At 69.2% G+C, this 17,790-nt stretch carries 15 protein-coding genes; 7 read left to right on the forward strand and 8 right to left on the reverse strand.

The features are described from left to right. Positions 1 to 154 precede the first annotated feature (154 nt). Both ACO06I_RS08685 and ACO06I_RS08690 read left to right on the forward strand, forming a co-directional pair. The gene (locus tag ACO06I_RS08685) at positions 155 to 880 is read left to right on the forward strand and encodes a glutathione S-transferase N-terminal domain-containing protein (protein ID WP_421932180.1); all 726 of its coding nucleotides are present in this window, start codon (positions 155 to 157) and stop codon (positions 878 to 880) included. After that, a complete protein-coding gene (locus ACO06I_RS08690) occupies positions 880 to 1,878 on the forward strand; it encodes an isopenicillin N synthase family dioxygenase (RefSeq protein WP_421932181.1) in 999 nt (332 codons plus the stop codon). The genes ACO06I_RS08685 and ACO06I_RS08690 overlap by 1 nt, the downstream gene beginning before the upstream one ends. Here ACO06I_RS08690 and ACO06I_RS08695 read toward each other — a convergent pair. The 5 genes from ACO06I_RS08695 to ACO06I_RS08715 form a co-directional block, all read right to left on the reverse strand. Beyond that, complete coding sequence (locus ACO06I_RS08695; RefSeq protein WP_421932182.1) at positions 1,875 to 3,137, reverse strand: MFS transporter; 1,263 nt, start codon at positions 3,135 to 3,137, stop codon at positions 1,875 to 1,877. The two genes, ACO06I_RS08690 and ACO06I_RS08695, sit on opposite strands and share 4 nt — an antisense overlap. A 57-nt stretch (positions 3,138 to 3,194) precedes the next feature. Beyond that, positions 3,195 to 4,847, reverse strand: a complete 1,653-nt coding sequence (locus tag ACO06I_RS08700; RefSeq protein WP_421932183.1) for an amidohydrolase — start codon at positions 4,845 to 4,847, stop codon at positions 3,195 to 3,197. Between the two features lie 102 nt (positions 4,848 to 4,949). Beyond that, entirely contained in the window at positions 4,950 to 7,037 is a 2,088-nt protein-coding gene (locus ACO06I_RS08705; RefSeq protein ID WP_421932184.1) for a response regulator, read from the reverse strand. 4 nt (positions 7,038 to 7,041) lie between these two features. Next, positions 7,042 to 11,631 carry a HAMP domain-containing protein gene (locus tag ACO06I_RS08710; protein ID WP_421932185.1) on the reverse strand — a complete coding sequence of 1,530 codons (4,590 nt, stop codon included), beginning with the start codon at positions 11,629 to 11,631 and terminating at the stop codon, positions 7,042 to 7,044. After that, positions 11,622 to 12,887: a HAMP domain-containing protein gene (locus ACO06I_RS08715; RefSeq protein WP_421932186.1), complete on the reverse strand. Its 1,266-nt coding sequence runs from the start codon at positions 12,885 to 12,887 to the stop codon at positions 11,622 to 11,624. Before ACO06I_RS08715 ends, ACO06I_RS08710 begins: the two co-directional genes overlap by 10 nt. A 227-nt stretch (positions 12,888 to 13,114) precedes the next feature. Between ACO06I_RS08715 and ACO06I_RS08720 the strand changes: the two genes are divergently transcribed. From ACO06I_RS08720 to ACO06I_RS08740, 5 genes are all read left to right on the forward strand, one after another. After that, a complete protein-coding gene (locus ACO06I_RS08720) occupies positions 13,115 to 13,489 on the forward strand; it encodes a hypothetical protein (RefSeq protein ID WP_421932187.1) in 375 nt (124 codons plus the stop codon). Continuing rightward, complete coding sequence (locus tag ACO06I_RS08725; RefSeq protein ID WP_421932188.1) at positions 13,486 to 13,749, forward strand: DUF5985 family protein; 264 nt, start codon at positions 13,486 to 13,488, stop codon at positions 13,747 to 13,749. The genes ACO06I_RS08720 and ACO06I_RS08725 overlap by 4 nt, the downstream gene beginning before the upstream one ends. After that, a complete protein-coding gene (locus ACO06I_RS08730) occupies positions 13,746 to 14,024 on the forward strand; it encodes a DUF5985 family protein (protein WP_421932189.1) in 279 nt (92 codons plus the stop codon). The genes ACO06I_RS08725 and ACO06I_RS08730 overlap by 4 nt, the downstream gene beginning before the upstream one ends. Positions 14,025 to 14,117: 93 nt before the next feature. Beyond that, entirely contained in the window at positions 14,118 to 14,762 is a 645-nt protein-coding gene (locus ACO06I_RS08735) for a DUF47 domain-containing protein (RefSeq protein WP_421932190.1), read from the forward strand. A gap of 4 nt (positions 14,763 to 14,766) precedes the next feature. Next, positions 14,767 to 15,780, forward strand: coding sequence for an inorganic phosphate transporter (locus tag ACO06I_RS08740; RefSeq protein WP_421932191.1), 1,014 nt, complete (start codon positions 14,767 to 14,769; stop codon positions 15,778 to 15,780). Positions 15,781 to 15,799: 19 nt separating this feature from the next. Here ACO06I_RS08740 and ACO06I_RS08745 read toward each other — a convergent pair whose 3' ends face one another. From ACO06I_RS08745 to ACO06I_RS08755, 3 genes are read right to left on the reverse strand one after another with little or no spacing between them, the layout of a single operon-like run. Continuing rightward, a complete protein-coding gene (locus ACO06I_RS08745) occupies positions 15,800 to 16,696 on the reverse strand; it encodes a sigma-70 family RNA polymerase sigma factor (protein WP_421932192.1) in 897 nt (298 codons plus the stop codon). After that, positions 16,683 to 17,147 (reverse strand): carboxymuconolactone decarboxylase family protein, encoded by a 465-nt coding sequence (locus tag ACO06I_RS08750; RefSeq protein ID WP_421932193.1) that lies wholly within the window; start codon positions 17,145 to 17,147, stop codon positions 16,683 to 16,685. Before ACO06I_RS08750 ends, ACO06I_RS08745 begins: the two co-directional genes overlap by 14 nt. 22 nt (positions 17,148 to 17,169) lie before the next feature. Beyond that, a complete protein-coding gene (locus ACO06I_RS08755) occupies positions 17,170 to 17,754 on the reverse strand; it encodes a glutathione S-transferase C-terminal domain-containing protein (protein WP_421932194.1) in 585 nt (194 codons plus the stop codon). Positions 17,755 to 17,790 lie beyond the last annotated feature (36 nt).

Genomic DNA, 17,790 nt, shown 5'->3' on the forward strand with positions numbered 1-17,790 from the left:
GACATCGGCGTCCTTCGCCGATGACGCTTCGGGCCCCCGGCATCGTCGGGGGCCCGTTTGCGTTCAGGCTGGGCCGGTTTTCAGATTTTGTGGGGTTGAGGCAGCGGGGTCCGCGCCTAGGCTTGGCGCCGGAAAATCCTGACGAGGCGGCCCCATGCTCGATCTCCACTACTGGCCCACCCCCAACGGCAAGAAGGTGACCATCCTGCTGGAGGAGCTGGGGGTCCCCTACAACATCGTGCCGGTGAACATCGGCAAGGGCGACCAGTTCACCGACGCCTATCTGAAGATCGGCCCCAACAACCGCATGCCGGTGCTGGTGGACAACGAACCGGCCGACGGCGGGCCGCCGCTGAGCGTGTTCGAGTCGGGCTCGATCATGATGTACCTGGCGGAGAAGTTCGGGCGCTTCTGGCCGCAGGACGTGCGCGGCAAGTACGAGGTCAACCAGTGGGTCGTCTGGCAGATGGCCAATCAGGGTCCCAAGACCGGGGAGCGCGGCCACTTCAGCCGGGTCGATCCCAAGCACGGCGACCAGTCCTACGCCCAGCGGCGGTTCAACGACGAGGTCCACCGGCTCTACGGCGTGCTCAACAACCGCCTCTATGACCGGCCCTGGATCGCCGGCGACGACTACACGATCGCCGACATGATCTCCTACCCGTGGACCGCCAGCTGGGAGCTGCAGGGGATCGACATGGGCGAGTTCAAATACTTCAAGCGCTGGTGGGACACGATGTCGGCCCGCCCCGCGGTAGTGAAGGGCATGGCGGTCACCGCCGGCCCGCCGGAGGATCCGGCGACGGTCACGCCCGAGGAGCGCGAGCGCCGCATGAAGCTGCTGTACAACCAGCGCGCCCGGCCCGCGCCGGCCGCCTGATGGAGACCCTCCCCGTCATCGACATGGGCGCCCTGTTCGACCGCGGCGACGCGGCGGGCCGGGCGCGGGTGGCGCACGAGATCGCCCGGGCCTGCGAGGCGCACGGCTTCTTCTACCTCACCGGCCACGGGATCGGGCTGGAGACGCAGCGCGAACTGGAGGCCCAGAGCCGGCGGTTCTTCGCCCTGCCGCTCGAGGAGAAGCTGGCGATCGACATGGCGCGCGGCGGACGGGCCTGGCGGGGCTTCTTCCCGGTGGGCGGGGAGCTGACCTCCGGCGTGCCGGACCTGAAGGAGGGGCTCTATCTGGGGATCGACCTGACCGCCGACCATCCCCGCGTGAAGGCCCGCCTGCCGATGCACGGCGCCAATCTCTGGCCCGCCGCCCTGCCCGGCCTGAAGGTCGCCGCCGAGGCCTATATGGCCGGCGCGACCCGGGCGGCGGCGGCGCTCATGGAGGGGTTTTCCCTAAGCCTCGGCCTCGACGACGACTATTTCCGCGACGCCTACACAAGCGCGCCGACCGTGCTGTTCCGCATCTTCCACTATCCGGCCCTGGGGCCGGGCGGCGAGGACTGGAGCCGGTCCTGGGGGGTCGGCGAGCACACCGACTACGGCCTGCTGACCCTGCTGGCCCAGGACGCGCACGGGGGGCTGCAGGTCAAGGCGCCCGGCGGCTGGATCGAGGCGCCGCCCCTCGAGGGCGCCCTGGTCTGCAATATCGGCGACATGCTGGAGCGGCTGACCGGCGGCCGCTACCGCTCGACCCCACACCGGGTGCGCAATGTCAGCGGCCAGGACCGGCTGTCCTTCCCGCTGTTCTTCGACCCCGACTTCACCGCCCGGATGGTCCCCCTTCCCGGCGCGGAGGCGGTGACAGGCGCGGAGGGTCGCTGGGACGGCGCCAGCGTGCACGACTTCGAGGGGACCTATGGCGACTACCTGCTTGGGAAGGTCGCTAAGGTGTTCCCGAACCTCGTGGACGAGGCCCTGGCCTAGACAGCCTGGGCCACGGCGCCGCGGCGGATCATCAGGGAGGCGGCGGCGGCCAGGAAGCCCGCGGCGCCGGCCAGGACGAAGGCCTCCAGATAGCTGCCCTGCATCGTGCGGATGATCCCGGCGGTGACGGCGGCCGTCGCGGCGCCCGCCTGGTGGCCGGCGGCGATCCAGCCGAAGACGATGGGGCCGTCGCGGTCGCCGAAGGTCTCGGTGGCCAGGCGCACCGTCGGCGGCACGGTGGCGATCCAGTCCAGGCCGTAGAAGACCGCGAAGACGCCGAGGCTGACGATGGAGAAGTCGGTATAGGGCAGGACGATCAGGGAAAGGCCGCGCAGGGCGTAGTAGACGAACAGCAGCTTGCGCGGGTCGTAGCGGTCGGTGAGCCAGCCCGACAGCGTGGTGCCCACCAGGTCGAACAGCCCCATCATGGCCAGCAGGCCCGCGGCCTGGACCTCGGCCACCCCGTGGTCGCCGCAGAGCGCGATCAAATGCACCCCCACCAGGCCGTTGGTGGTGAGGCCGCACACGAAGAAGCCCAGGAACAGCAGCCAGAAGGTCCGCGTCCTCGACGCCCGCGCCAGGGCCCCGAAGGCGACGCTGAGCGCCCCGTTGGCCGGGGGCGGCGGGGGTTCGTAGTCGGCCGGCGCGCCATAGGGCAGATGGCCGATGTCGGCGGGCTTCTCCGGCAGGACGAACCACAGGATGGGCGCCAGGATCCCGGTGACGGCGGCCACGGTCAGCACCACCGGCCGCCAGCCGGCGGTCTCGGCCAGCCAGGCCATGGCCGGCAGGAAGATCAGGGTCCCGGTGGCCGTCGAGGCCGTCAGCAGGCCCATCATCAGGCCGCGCCGCGCCACGAACCAGCGGTTCACCACCGTGGCCCCCAGCACCATGGCCACCGCGCCCGAGCCGAAGCCGGCGAACACGCCCCAGGTGGCGATGTACTGCCAGGGCTCCGTCATCATCGACGACAGGCCCGTGGAGACCGCCATCAGCAGCAGGGCCAGGGTCACGGTCCTGCGCACCCCGAAGGACTGCATCAGGGCCGCGGCGAAGGGCCCGGTCAGGCCGTAGAGGAATATGCCCACCGCCGCCGCCGTCGAGACCGTGGCGCGGCTCCAGCCGAAGGCGTGCTCCAGGGGCAGGATCAGGACGCCGGGCGCCGAGCGCAGGCCGGCGGCGGCCAGCAGGGCGACGAAGATCGCCGCGGCGACCACGAAGGCGTAGTTCTGGCCGAAGGGCCTGCGCAGGGTGCTCATGGCGCCAGAGGTGGGCGCCGCTCCGGCTCCGGCAAGGCCAGGCTGGCCGCAGTTATCCTAATGCACACGATAGACCACCTTGCCCCCCACGATGGTCATCACCGCGTGGGCCTTGGCGATCTCGGGGAACGGCGCAGTCATCAGGTCGACGGAGAAGACCGAGAGGTCGGCGGCCTTGCCCACCGACAGATCCCCCAGGTCCTTCTCCCGGAACACGGCGTAGGCCGCGCCCCTGGTGATCAGGGCCAGGGCCTGGGGCCGAGTCAGAACCTCGTCCAGGCCCCAGTCGGGACCAGCGTAGCCCTTGAGGTCGTGGCGGTAGGTCGCGGCGTAGAACTCGACGAGGGGATCGCCCTTCTCCACCGGCGCGTCGGTGCCGATGGCCATGGGGGCGCCGCTGGTCAGCAGGTCATGCCAGGCATAGGCGCCCTTCAGCCGGGCCGCCCCCAGGCGGGCCGGGGCGAAATAGAGGTCGCCGATGGCGTGGGAGGGCTGCATCGAGGCGATGACGCCGTCGTCGGCGAAGCGCGGGATGTCGGTGGGGGAGATGACCTGGGCGTGCTCGATCCGCCAGCGGGCGGCGCGCAGCGCGGCGGGATCGCCGTCGAAGGCGGTCTCGAAGGCGTCCAGCACCAGGCGGTTGCCGCGATCGCCGATGGCGTGGATGGCGATCTGGGCGTGGGACTTGCGCGCCGCCGCCAGGGTCCTGGCGATCACGTCGGCGGGGGTCAGCAGCAGGCCCGTGCCCGGCGCGTCGTCATAGGGCGCCAGCAGGGCCGCGCCCCGCGAGCCCAGCGCCCCGTCCATGTACATCTTGATCCCGTCGATGCGGACCAGGCCGGTGGGGTCGGCGGAGGGGCCGGTGGTGAGCAGGTCGCCGGCCGAGGCCAGGTCCATGAAGTTGTCGACCCGGATCGGCAGGGTCCCGGCCGCGGCCATGTCCTTCAGGATGGCGACGTCGGCCGCCGCCACGCTGACGCTGTGGATGCCGGTCCAGCCGCGCGACGCATACAGGTCGACGGCGCGCCGGGCGGCCTCGCGCATCTGGGCCGGTGACGGCGGCGGGACCTTGGAGGTGACCAGGGCCTTGGCGTTGTCGATCAGCATGCCGGTGGGTTCGCCCGCCGCGTCGCGCAGGATCTGGCCGCCGGCCGGGTCGGGGGTGTCGCGGGTCACCCCGGCCAGGGCCAGCATCCTCGAATTGGCCACCAGGGCGTGGCCATCGGCCCGGGTCAGGACCACCGGGCGGTCGGAGACCACGGCGTCGAGGTCGGCGCGGGTGGGGAAACGCTTCTCCGGATAGTGGGTCTCGATCCAGCCGCGTCCCGACAGCACCTCGGGCCCCGGATGGGCCAGGGACCAGGCCTTCACCTTGGCGGTCATCTCGGCGATGGAGAGGGTCCCCTCCAGGTTCAGGGTCATCTCCCGGAAGCCGATGCCCATCAGGTGGCCGTGGGCGTCGACGAAGCCCGGATAGGCCGCGGCGCCCTTCAGGTCGATGGCCTGGGGTTTGGCGGCGGTCTTGCGGGCCTGGGCCAGGGCGCCGGCGAAGGCCACCTTGCCGTCGCGGACCACCAGGGCCTCGACCTTGGGGGCGCTGTCGACCCCGGTATAGATCGGCCCGCCGAAGATCAGCAGGTCGGCGGCCTGGGCCGCCCCCGCGGCGGCAAGGCTCGCGACGGCGGCGAGGCAGGCGAGTTGGCGGCGCATGGTCGAGACGATTCCCCCTGGATGGTGGCGGCATAGAGCCACGATCCCGGCGGGCGAGGAAAGCACGCCGAGGCGCTTTTCGCGGCGGGCGACCGCTTCTGCCTAGGCCGTAGCCGCCACCGCCCTGCCGCCGGCGGCCTTGCGGCGCCGGGGCTTGGCCTTGAGCACCCGATGCAGCTTGGCCATCAGGCCGGCCGCCTCGTAGGGCTTGTCCAGCAGGGGGAACTCGTCGGTCTCCAGCACGGCGCCCTCGCCGACGAAGCCCGAGGTGAGCAGGATGCGCAGGTCGGGCCGCCGCTCGCGGGCGGCGCGGGCCAGGTCCACCCCGCTCAGCCCGCCCGGCATGACCACGTCGGAGAACAGCAGCTCGATCTCCGGCCGGCGCTCCAGGATCTCCAGGGCGTCGCGGGCGTTGGTGGCGGTCTCCACCTGGTAGCCCAGCCCCACCAGCATGTCCTGGGTCAGGGCCAGGACCTGGGGATCGTCCTCCACCACCAGCAGGCGCTCGCCGCCGCCGCGCAACTCGGTCACCGGGGTCGGACCAAGCACCGCCTGGGCCGGGGCCTGGGTGGCCGGCAGCAGCAGGCGGAAGGTGGACCCGGCCCCCGGCGCGCTGTCGATGCGCACATGGCCCTCCGACTGGCTGACGAAGCCGTAGACCTGGGAGAGCCCCAGGCCCGAGCCCTTGCCCACCTCCTTGGTGGTGAAGAAGGGCTCGAAGACCCGGGCGCGGATCTCCGGCTCCATGCCGTGGCCCGTGTCGCGGACCTCGATGCAGACCCAGTCGCCGGCCTGGCCGTCCAGGTCGGTCACCCGGCGGCTGCCCAGGGTGAGGCGGCCGCCGCCGGTCATGGCGTCGCGGGCGTTGACCGCCAGGTTCAGCAGGGCGGTCTCCAGCTGGGTGGGGTCGACGTGGGCGCGCAGCTCGTCTTCCTGCAGGGCCAGCTCCAGGTCGATGGCCTCGCCGGCGGCCTGGCGCAGCAGGGGGGTGAAGTTGCGGATCAGGGCGTTGACGTCGAGGGTGACCGGGGTGAGCTGCTGGCGGCGCGAGAAGGCCAGGAGCTGGCGGGTCAGGTCGCGGCCGCGCTCGGCGGCCTGACGGATGGCGTCGATCCGACGGGCGCGTCGGTCCTCGTCCTCCACCTTGCGGCCCATGATGTCGACATTGCCCAGCACCACCGTCAGCAGGTTGTTGAAGTCGTGGGCCACCCCGCCGGTGAGCTGTCCGACGGCCTCCATCTTGCGGGCCTGGGCGAGCTGCTCCTCCAGGCTGCGGCGGTCGGTGGCGTCGAGGATGACGCCGAACAGCTCGCGGGTCTCCCCGTCCTCGCCGGGGGCCAGGACCCCCTGATCCTGCAGGTAGCGATAGGTCCCGTCGGCGCAGAGCCAGCGGAACTCCACGGCATAGGACCCCGTGCGGGTCGCGGCCGAGACCTTCTCCACCACCATGTCGAGGTCGTCGGGATGGATGCGGCTGGAGCCGAAGTCCGGGGCCGACATCATCTCCTCGGCGGTGTAGCCGGTGATGTCGAACACCGACTCGCTGACGAACAGCACCTCGAAGGGGGCCTCGGCCCGGCGGGAGTGGAAGACCACCGGCAGTGAGCGGAGGATGGCCTCCTGGCGGGCCTCGGTGCGGCGCAGGGCGCGCTCGGTCGAGGCCTTGGCCGCCTGGATGCGGGCGTTCTCGTCCAGCAGCCACTGGCGGTAGGCCGCCTGACGCTTCACCTCCTCGGTCTTCAGATAGAGGTCCACCAGGACGGTGACCTTGGAGCGCAGGATGAAGGGGTCAACCGGCTTGAACACCACGTCCACGGCCCCGGCCGAGTAGGCCTGGAAGACGTGCGCCTCGTCGCGGAAGATGGCGGTCACGAAGACGATGGGGGTGCGGTTGGTGCGCTTGCGCTGGCGGATCAGGCTGGCGGTCTCGAAGCCGTCCATGCCGGGCATGTGCAGGTCCAGCAGGATAACCGCGAACTCGTCCTCCAGGATCTTGCGCAGGGCCTCGTCGCCCGAGCGCGCCACCACCAGGTCGTGACCCAGCGCCTCCAGGGCGTGGACCGCGGCGTAGGCGTTGCGCTCATCGTCGTCGACGATCAGCACCTTGGCCCGCAGCGGCGCCTCCATGTCCGGCGGCGGCGGGTCGGCGCTTCGAAGACGGCCGGGACGCAGGGGGATGGAGTGGCTCACGCGCTCACCCGGCCTGGGGAATGAGGGATATGACGGGGTCGGCGGCCAGGCGCTGGGCGTCACCACGCTGGATCGAGACTCGCAGCACCGAGACCAGGTGGTCGATGTTCACCGGCTTGGAGACATAGTCCGAGGCCCCGGCCTGGATGCACTTCTGCCGGTCGCCCTTCATGGCCTTGGCGGTCACAGCCACGATGGGCAGGTCCGACATCCCCGGGCGGGCGCGAATCTCGCGGATGGTCTCGTAGCCGTCCATGTCCGGCATCATGATGTCCACCAGGACGACGTCAATGTCGTCGCGCTCGCCCAGGATCTCCAGCCCCGCGCGGCCGCTCTCGGCGTAGGAGATCTCCACCCCGTACTCCTCCAGGGCGCTGGCCAGGGAGAAGATATTGCGGATGTCGTCGTCGATGACCACGATCTTCCGGCCGGCCAGGATGGCGTCCTCGTTGCGGACCTGGCCGAGCTTGGCGCGGGCCGGATCGGAGAGCCGCTCCACCGGCTCGTGCAGCAGGATCGAGACCTGGTCGACGAGCTGGTCCAGGGTCCGGGCCAGCCGCGCCAGACCGCCGAACACGGCCAGCCGCAGGCGACGCTCCACCTCCGGCGCCAGCTCCTCCGGGGCGTAGATCACCACCGGATTGATCGGGCCGCGGGCCTGTTTCAGCAGATCCACGGTCTCGGCCGCCGCGACGGCGCTGACGTCGATCACCAGAGCCTCGGGCCGTTCGTCCGGGTCGCGGGCCAGGACGCCGGCCAGGTCAGCCGACAGCTCCATGCCCGCGAAGCAGTCGCGCAGGGTGTCGGCCGCCTCCCCCTCGCCGCCCACCAGGACCAGGTGGCGCTCATCCTTCTCCACGAAGCTCTTCACCTCGCGCAGGGTCGAGACCACCTCCTCGCGCTCCACCGGCTTGTGGGTGAAGCCGAAGGCGCCCATGGACAGGCCCAGGCCTCGCTGGTCGTCGGCGGAGATCACATGGACCGGGATGTGCCGGGTCTCGCTGGTGCGCTTGAGCAGATCCAGAAGGGCCAGGCCGTCCATGTCGGGCAGGCCGAGGTCGAGCATGATGGCGTCCGGCGAGAACCGGCGGGCGAGCGAGGGCACGGCCCCGCCCTCGGCGGTCACCACGCCCTTGGAGCCGGAGTCGCGCACCATGGTCAGCAGGATGGCCGAGAAGCGCGGGTCGTCCTCGACGATCAGCACCACCGAATCCCCCTCGGCGATGGTGTCGCGGTCGTCGGCCACCGGCTCGGCCGAGGACTCCGGCAGGGACAGGGGCGTCAGGGCGCGCGGCGGGCTGGGCAGATTGCGCGTGGCGGCCGGGGCCTGGGCGGGGCTGAAGTTCAGGGGCAGGAACAGGGTGAAGGTCGAGCCCTGGCCCGGCCTTGAGTCCACCCGCAGCTCGCCGCCCAGCAGGCGGGTGATCTCGCGGCTGATGGAGAGGCCCAGGCCCGTGCCGCCATACTTGCGGCTGGTGGTGCCGTCGGCCTGCTGGAAGGCCTCGAAGATGATCCGCTGCTTCTCCTCCGGGATGCCGATGCCGCTGTCCTCCACCGCGAAGGCCAGGACCTGGCCGGCGGTGTTGAGATGGTCGTTGGCCAGGCTCCAGCCGGAGACCGCGCGGCTGACCTTCAGCTTCACATGGCCCGTCTCGGTGAACTTGAAGGCGTTGGAGAGCAGGTTCTTGATGATCTGCTGCAGCCGCTTGTCGTCGGTGAGCATCGAGCGCGGCAGGGCCGGGTCGATGTCGATGATGAAGTCGAGCCGCTTGTTGCTGGCGATCTGCGAGAAGGTGCGGTCCACCTGATCGCTCAGCCCGGCGAAGGACATCTCGCTGATGTCCAGGGTGGTGGTGCCGGATTCGATCTTCGACAGGTCGAGGATGTCGTTGATCAGGCCCAGCAGGTCGGCGCCGGCGTCGTGGATGTTCTTGGCGAACTCCACCTGCTTGTCCGACAGATTGCCCTGGCTGTTGTCGGCCAGCAGCTTGGAGAGGATCAGCAGGCTGTTGAGCGGCGTGCGCAGCTCGTGGCTCATATTGGCCAGGAACTCCGACTTGTACTTCGAGGTCAGGGCCAGCTGCTCGGCCTTTTCCTCGAGCGCGATCTTGGCCTGCTCCACCTCGCGGTTCTTGGCCTCCACCTGGGTGTTCTGGGACGAGAGCAGGTGGGCCTTCTCCTCCAGCTCGGCGTTGGTCTGCTGAAGTTCGTCCTGCTTGGTGCGCAGCAGCTCCTCCGACTGGCGCAGGGAGGCGGCCTGCTGTTCCAGCCGGTCGTTGGTCTTGGTGAGCTCCTCCTGCTGGGCCTGCAGCTCGGAGGTCAGCAGCTGGGACTGCTTGAGCAGCCCCTCGGTGCGCATGTTGGCCGCGATGGTGGAGAGCACGATGCCGATGGATTCCATCAGCTGGTCGAGGAAGGCCTGCTGAGTCTCGTTGAACTCGCCGAAGGTGGCCAGCTCGATCACCGCCTTGACGTCGCCTTCGAAGAGGGCGGGCAGGACGATAATGTTCAGCGGCGCGGCCTCGCCGAGGCCCGAGCTGATCTGCACATAGTCCTTGGGGACGTTGGTGAGCAGGATGCGGGACTTCTCGGCCGCGCACTGGCCGATCAGGCCCTCCCGCAGGCGGAACTGGCTGGCCAGGTGCTTGCGGTTGTTGAAGGCGTAGCTGGCGGCCAGCGTCAGGATGTCCTGGCCCTCCTCGTCGGTGTCGGTGACGTAGAAGACCGCGTGCTGGGCGTTGATCAGGGGGGCCAGTTCCGACAGCACCAGGTTCGACACCGTGGAGAGGTCGCGCTCGCCCTGCAGCATGCGGGTGAAGCGGGCCAGGTTGGTCTTCAGCCAGTCCTGCTCGGTGTTCTTGAAGGTCTGATCCTTTAGGTTGCGGATCATCTCGTTGATGTTGTTCTTCAGCTCCTCCACCTCACCCGAGGCCTCGACGGTGATGGAGCGCGTCAGGTCGCCCTTGGTCACCGCGGTGGACACCTCGGCGATGGCGCGGACCTGGGTGGTCAGGTTGGCGGCCAGTTCGTTCACGTTGTCGGTGAGGTCGCGCCACAGGCCCGCCGCGCCGGGCACCCGGGCCTGGCCGCCGAGCTTGCCCTCGATCCCCACCTCTCGGGCCACGTTGGTCACCTGGTCGGCGAAGGTGGCGAGCGTCTCGATCATGCCGTTGATGGTGTCGGCCAGACTGGCGATCTCGCCCTTGGCGTCCAGGGTCAGCTTGCGCTTCAGGTCGCCCTCGGCCACCGCGGTCACCACGTCGGCGATGTTGCGCACCTGGCCGGTCAGGTTGGCGGCCATCATGTTCACATTGTCGGTGAGGTCCTTCCAGGTCCCGGCCACGCCAGGCACCTGGGCCTGGCCGCCGAGCTTGCCCTCGGTGCCCACTTCACGCGCCACCCGGGTCACTTCCGAGGCGAAGCCGTTGAGCTGGTCCACCATGGTGTTGATGGTGGATTTCAGCTCCAGGATCTCCCCGCGCACGTCCACGGTGATCTTCTTCGACAGGTCGCCCTTGGCCACCGCGGTGGTGACGTCGGCGATGTTGCGGACCTGGCCGGTCAGGTTGCCGGCCATCAGGTTCACGTTGTCGGTGAGTTCCTTCCAGGTCCCGGCCACCCCCTTCACCTGGGCCTGACCGCCCAGCTTGCCCTCGGTGCCGACTTCACGCGCCACGCGGGTCACTTCGGAGGAGAAGGAGTTGAGCTGGTCCACCATGGTGTTGATGGTGTTCTTCAGCTCAAGGATCTCGCCCTTCACATCGACGGTGATCTTCTTGGACAGGTCGCCCATGGCGACGGCCGTGGTCACCTCGGCGATGTTGCGGACCTGGCCGGTGAGGTTGGCGGCCATGAAGTTCACGTTGTCGGTGAGCTCCTTCCAGGTCCCGGCCACGCCCTTCACCTGGGCCTGACCGCCCAGCTTGCCCTCGGTGCCCACCTCGCGCGCCACCCGGGTCACTTCCGAGGAGAAGCCGTTCAGCTGGTCCACCATGGTGTTGATGGTGTTCTTCAGCTCAAGGATCTCGCCCTTCACATCGACGGTGATCTTCTTGGAGAGATCCCCGTTGGCGACGGCGGTGGTCACCTCGGCGATGTTGCGGACCTGGCCGGTGAGATTGCCGGCCATCAGGTTCACATTGTCGGTGAGCTCCTTCCAGGTGCCCCCCACCCCCTTCACCTGGGCCTGACCGCCCAGCTTGCCCTCGGTGCCGACTTCACGGGCCACCCGGGTCACTTCGGAGGAGAAGCCGTTCAGCTGGTCCACCATGGTGTTGATGGTGTTCTTCAGCTCCAGGATCTCGCCCTTCACGTCGACGGTGATCTTCTTGGACAGGTCGCCCATGGCCACCGCCGTGGTCACCTCGGCGATGTTGCGGACCTGGCCGGTCAGGTTGGCGGCCATCATGTTCACATTGTCGGTGAGGTCCTTCCAGGTGCCGCCGACCCCGCGGACCTGGGCCTGGCCGCCCAGCTTGCCTTCCGTACCCACCTCGCGCGCCACCCGGGTCACTTCGGAGGAGAAGGCGTTCAGCTGGTCCACCATGATGTTGATGGTGTTCTTCAGCTCCAACACCTCGCCCTTCACGTCCACGGTGATCTTCTTGAGAGATCCCCGTTGGCGACGGCGGTGGTCACCTCGGCGATGTTGCGGACCTGGCCGGTCAGGTTGCCGGCCATGAAGTTCACGTTGTCGGTCAGATCCTTCCAGGCGCCGGTGACGCCCTCCACGCGGGCCTGACCGCCCAGCTTGCCCTCGGTGCCCACTTCCCGCGCCACCCGGGTCACTTCGGAGGAGAAGGCGTTCAGCTGGTCCACCATGATGTTGATGGTGTTCTTCAGCTCCAGGATCTCGCCCTTCACGTCGACGGTGATCTTCTTCGACAGGTCGCCGCGGGCCACGGCGGTGGTCACCTCGGCGATGTTGCGGACCTGGCCGGTGAGGTTGCCGGCCATCAGGTTCACGTTGTCGGTGAGCTCCTTCCAGGTCCCGGCCACCCCCTTCACCTGTGCCTGACCGCCCAGCTTACCCTCGGTGCCCACCTCGCGGGCCACCCGGGTCACTTCCGAGGCGAAGGAGTTGAGCTGGTCGACCATGGTGTTGATCGTGGACTTCAGCTCCAGGATCTCGCCCTTCACGTCCACGGTGATCTTCTTCGACAGGTCGCCGTTGGCCACCGCGGTGGTCACCTCGGCGATGTTGCGCACCTGGCCGGTCAGGTTGGCGGCCATGAAGTTCACGTTGTCGGTGAGGTCCTTCCAGGCGCCGGTCACCCCGCGCACCTGCGCCTGGCCGCCCAGCTTGCCCTCGGTGCCGACCTCGCGCGCCACCCGCGTCACTTCGGAGGCGAAGGAGCCGAGCTGGCCCACCATGGTGTTCACCACCTTGCCGATCCGCAGGAACTCCCCGCGCAGGGGCCGCTCCTCGTTCTCCAGGTCCATGGTCTGGGAGAGGTCGCCCTTGGCCACCGCGCCGATCACCCGGGCCATCTCGGCGGTGGGGTGGACCATGTCGGTGATCAGTGTGTTGACCGCGTCGACGCTGGCGGCCCAGGAGCCGGTGGCCGCCGGCAGCTTGGCGCGGTGATTGATCTTGCCCTGCTTGCCCACCACGTCGCCGAGCCGCTCGAACTCCTTGGTCATGCGGTCATTGAGCTCGACGACCTCGTTGAACGCCTCGGCGATCTCCCCGTCGGCGCCGTCCAGCCCGCGCGGCAGGCGAACCGAGAAGTCCCCGCGCCGGAAGGCGCGCAGGGCCGCAAGCAGCTCCCGGGTCTCCAGGCCCAGGGGCTCCCGGCCATTGGCGCGGCGGGACTTGGAGGTGGTTTGAAGGGTGGCAGATGCAGGCATGTTTCCCCCGAACGGTGCGAACCCGCGGGACGGCGCGCCGAGGTCCATGGCGCCGCGCCTCCGCGGACCGACATCTCCCCCTCAAAGCGGCACGCACCCCCGCCCTATTGCGCGAAACGCCCTTCGGTGAAAAACGGTTCCCTTCTCGCGAACAACAGATTTTGAGCTGAGAAAATCGGCTGGCCGGCCTAGCTTCCGCGGCCTTCGGCGGGGGGAAGACGCGCGGCGTGTCGGTGGATCAGGACCTTCTGGGCTTCATTCGGGAGAATGTGAGGTCCGTCTGGGCGCTGGAGCTGCTGCTGCTCCTGCGCCGGTCGCCCGAGCGCGCCTGGGGCGTCGAGGAGCTGCTCGGCGAGCTGCGCGCCTCCACCAGCATCGTCGGCGACAACCTGGCCCGCTTCGAGCGCGCGGGCCTGGTCTTGCGGACGGAGGACGGGCGTTACCGGTTCGAGCCGGCCGCCCCGGCCCTGGCGCGGCTTTGCGACGAACTCGACCATGCCTATCGTGAGCGGTCGGTGGCGGTGATCAACGCCATCGTCACCCCGCCCGACAGGATGCAGGCCCTGGCCGACGCCTTCCGGATCAAGAGGGACCCCAAGTGACCGCGCCGACCGCCGTCTACCTGTTGTGCCTGGCCACCAGCCTGGCGTGCGCGGGCCTGCTGGCGCGCGCCTATCTGCGGGCGCGGACCAGCCTGCTGCTGTGGACCGCCCTGTGCTTCGCCTTCCTGGCCCTGAACAACCTGTTCCTCGTGGCCGACCTGGTGGTGTTCCCCGACATCGACTTCCGGCCCCTGCGCCACGCCAGCGCGCTGGCGGCCATCGGCGTCCTGCTGTTCGGCTTCATCCGGGAGGCCGAATGACCCCCGTCCTGATCGCCTTCGTGAGCGGCGCCATCGCCCTGGGCTATGTGGTGGCCGGCGCCTTCTTCCTGCGGTTCTGGACGCGGACCCGCGACGCCCTGTTCCTGGCCTTCGCGGGCGCCTTCTGGCTGATGGCCCTCAACCAGGCCCTGCCGGTCCTGCTCGACATCGCCAGCGAGAACCAGAGCGGGATCTACCTGCTGCGGCTGGGCGCCTTCATCCTGATCATCGTGGCGGTGCTGGGGAAGAACCTCGGCGGAGGCCCCCGGCCGTGATTCCATTTCAGCCGCGGCGCGCGACAGGCTATGGAGCGGCCGAACGGCGGCGCTGAGTCCTCCGCGCCCGGACTTTCAGACGGCGGATCGACGATGCTCTCATGGTTCCAGGCGATGATGCCCAAGGAGCACAAGTTCTTCGACCTGTTCGAGGCCCATGCCGAGACCCTGGTCTCCGGCGCCCGGGCCCTGCGCGGGGTGCTGAAGGGCGGCGACGGGGTGCTCGAGGACTGCGCCAAGGTGATGGCCTTCGAGCATGAGGCCGACCTGATCACCCGCGACGTGCTGCTGGCGGTGCGCCGGACCTTCATCACCCCCTTCGACCGCGGCGACATCAAGGACCTGATCACCTCCCTCGACGACGCCATCGACCAGATGCAGAAGACCGCCAAGGTCATCATGCTGTTCGAGCTGCGGGACTTCGAGGCGCCGATGCAGGAGATGGCCGACATCATCGTCCAGGCCGCCGAACTGACCCGCGAAGCGGTGGGCCTGATGGGCAAGATGCGCCAGAACGCCCACCGGCTGAACCAGATCACCGAGCAGATCACCCACATCGAGGACAAGTCCGACACCATCTACGACCAGGGCCGCAAGGCGCTGTTCGCGGCCCATCGCCACGACGACCCGATGGCCTTTATCGTCGGCGTCGACGTCTACAGCCACCTGGAGAAGGTGCTCGACCGCTTCGAGGATGTGGCCAACCGCATCAGCGGCATCGTCATCGAACAGGTCTGACCCCGTGGATTTCGCCGGGGTCACGCCGCTCCTGATCATCCTGGTCGTCACGGCGCTCGCCTTCGACCTGCTGAACGGCCTGCACGACGCGGCCAATTCCATCGCCACCATCGTCTCCACCCGGGTGCTCTCGGCGAAATACGCGGTGATCTGGGCGGCCTTCTTCAACTTCATCGCCTTCATGTTCTTCGGCCTGCACGTGGCCAAGACCGTGGGGTCGGGGATCATCTCGCCGGACCTGGTCTCCGACGGCCTGATCTTCTCGGCCCTGATGGGGGCCATCGCCTGGAACCTGATCACCTGGTGGGCCGGCATCCCGTCCTCGTCCTCCCACGCCCTGATCGGCGGCCTGGTGGGGGCCGGGATCGCCAAGGCTGGCTTCAGCGCGGTGATCTGGGCGGGCCTGAACAAGACCGTGATCGCCATCGTCCTGTCGCCCGGCACCGGCTTCCTGCTGGCCCTGCTGCTGGTGCTGATCGTCTCCTGGACCTTCGTGAGGTTCACGCCCTTCGCGGTGGACTCCACCTTCCGCCGCCTGCAGTTCGTCTCGGCCTCGCTCTATTCCCTCGGCCACGGCGGCAACGACGCCCAGAAGACCATGGGCATCATCGCCGCCCTGCTGATCGCCCACGGCATGGGGTCCGGAACCGGCGAGTTCCACGTGCCCCTGTGGGTGGTGCTGTCCTGCCAGGCGGCCATGGGCCTGGGCACCCTGTTCGGCGGCTGGCGGATCGTCCACACCATGGGCTCGAAGATCACCCGGCTCTCGCCCATGCAGGGATTCTGCGCCGAGACCGGCGGGGCCATCACCCTGTTCCTGGCCACCAGCCTGGGGGTCCCGGTCTCCACCACCCACACCATCACCGGCGCCATCGTCGGGGTCGGCGCCGCGCGGCGGGCCTCGGCGGTGCGCTGGGGCGTGGCCAAGGACATCGTCACCGCCTGGATCCTCACCATGCCGGCCGCCGCCCTGATCTCGGCCGGCGCCTTCTGGCTGGTGGGGCGCTGGATGGGCTAGCCAGCGCCTCGACCCGCGCTCAGTGGCGCGCCTCCCCCGCGCGGGGACCGCCATGACGGGCCGCGCGGCTCAGCTTGTCCGGGTTGCGGATGATGTAGACGGCGGCGACGCGGCCGTCCTCGATCTCCAGGGCGGTGGTCTGGAGGGCGCCGTCGCGTTCATAGCTGATGAAGCCCGGCAGGCCGTCGATCCACGCCCATTCCACGAACACCGACGGGGTGGCCGCGAACTTCTTCCGGATGCCGGCGAACATCCGCACCACCTTCTCCAGCCCGATGATCGGCCGCAGGAAGGCGTAGGCCTTGCCGCCGCCGTCGGACTGCAGGACCACCGTGTCGGCCAGGATGTCCCGCAGCCCGGCCACGTCGCCCTGACTTGAGGCGGCGTAGAAGGCCTGGGCGATGCGTTCGCCCTCGGTGCGCTCTACCGGATAGCGAGGCCGGGCGGCCTGCAGGTGCTTGCGCGCGCGCACCGCAAGCTGGCGCACGGCGCCGGCGTCGCGTTGCAGGGTCACGGCCACCTCCTCCATCGGCACGTCGAAGACGTCGTGAAGCAGGAAGGCCGCCCGCTCCAGGGGCGAGAGCCGCTCCAGGGCCAGCATCAGGGTCAGGGTCAGCTCGTCCAGGGGCAGGACCTCTTCCTCGGCCTCGAAGATCGGCTCGGGCAGCCAGCTTCCGACATAGGTCTCACGCCGGGCGCGGGCGGACTTCATGGTGTCGAGGCAGAGGCGGGTGACGGTGCGGGCGAGGAACGCAGCGGGGTGACGCACCTCGCCTGAGTCCACCGACCGCCACCGCAGCCAGGCATCCTGGACAACGTCCTCGGCCTCGGCCATCGACCCCAGCATGCGGTAGGCGATGCGCACCAGTCGGGGCCGTTCGGCCTCGAAGATTGCGCTGGCGTCAGATGGCGACATCGGCGGCGTCCACGGGATGGACGGCTCGCAGCCCCACCTGCAGCCGGTTCCAAAGGTTGATGGCGCCAATGGCCAGGGTGAGGTTCACCTGCTCGGCCTCGCTGAACTGGGCCCTCAACATCTCGTAATCCTCATCGGGCGCGCCGGTTTGCGCCAGCAGGGTCAGGGCTTCGGTCCAGGCGAGCGCGGCCCGCTCCCGATCACTGTAGAGGGGAGACTCACGCCAGGCGTTCAGCATGTACAGCCGCATCTCGCTCTCGCCGTGGGCGCGGGCGTCGGTGACGTGCATGTGGATGCAGAAGGCGCAGCCGTTGATCTGGGAGGCGCGCAGCTTCACCAGCTCCACCAGGCTGTGCTCCAGGCCGCTGGCCGCGACGCTGGACTCGACCGCCATCATCGCCTTGAGGCCGTCGGGAATGTGCTTGAAGGGGGTTTTCACGCGGGGGGTCATGTCGAGCTCCTGGGACAGGGGATTAGATCAGGCCTTCTTCGGAGAGCGCCACCCGCACCGCAGGGCGGGCACGGACGCGGTCGCGCAGGGCGATCAGCGGCGCGGGCGTCTCGACCGCGAACCGCTCGGCCCAGAGCAGCATCACGAAGAGGTAGAAGTCGGCCACGCTGGGGCGATCGCCGAACAGGTAGTCGTCCTTCAGGCCGTCCGAGAGCGGGCGAAACAGCTTGGCCACCGTGACGGCGGCGGCGGCCTTGGCCTCGGCGGTTCCGGCGTGCCACATCGGCTTGAAGGCGCGGTGGATCTCGGTGGTGATGTAGGTCAGGGCCTCCAGCACGCGGGTGCGGCCCAGCGGCGCCTCGACCGCCAGGCTCGGCGCCTGGGTGGCGATCCAGTCGAGGACGGCGACATTCTCGGTGAGCAGCTCGCCGTCATCCAGCACCAGGGCCGGGACATAGCCCTTGGCGCTGATGGCGCGGAAGTCGGCCCCGGCTTCGGTCCGGCAGGTCTTGAGGTCGACACGTTCCATGTCGAAGGCGATACCTGCCTCGCGCAGGGCGATGTGGTCGGCCAGGCTGCAGGCCAGGGGTGAATAGTAGAGTTTCATGAGGGGGTCCTTCGAGGGAGAGGATGTGGGCGGGCG

Origin of the sequence: Phenylobacterium sp., from assembly GCF_965229015.1 — a bacterium.
In the GTDB taxonomy this organism is placed as follows: domain Bacteria; phylum Pseudomonadota; class Alphaproteobacteria; order Caulobacterales; family Caulobacteraceae; genus Phenylobacterium.